The organism is Cephaloticoccus capnophilus, from assembly GCF_001580045.1.
Classification (GTDB): domain Bacteria; phylum Verrucomicrobiota; class Verrucomicrobiia; order Opitutales; family Opitutaceae; genus Cephaloticoccus; species Cephaloticoccus capnophilus.
In genome coordinates this window covers 1-231 of the sequence record NZ_LSZP01000055.1, presented here as the reverse complement: position 1 = coordinate 231, position 231 = coordinate 1, and the positions used below count along the sequence as shown (strand labels likewise).

The window sequence follows — 231 nt, the reverse complement described above, 5'->3', positions numbered from 1 at the left end:
AGCGTGTCGCTGCACCCATTTAGATTTTGGTTTCGCCTCTGCGCGACGCGCAGAAACGAAACCAAAATCTGAAAAGGACCCCAAACTTGGAGGCGGAGTGTTTACTGGTGATTTTCCCCACCTCGCCCAAACGGGTTATCACTCCCTGTCGCAACGCGACAGGGGGAATGCTTTCAAATTTGGGAATTGGTTTCGTCGCGAAGCGACGGGGCCAATTCCCAAATTAAATGG

1 protein-coding gene is annotated in these 231 nt (G+C 51.9%); it reads left to right on the top strand.

What is annotated here, in order from left to right; translation table 11 throughout:
• The coding region (locus AXK12_RS09455) for a hypothetical protein (protein ID WP_231863585.1) at positions 1 to 231 on the top strand (231 nt) is incomplete at both ends.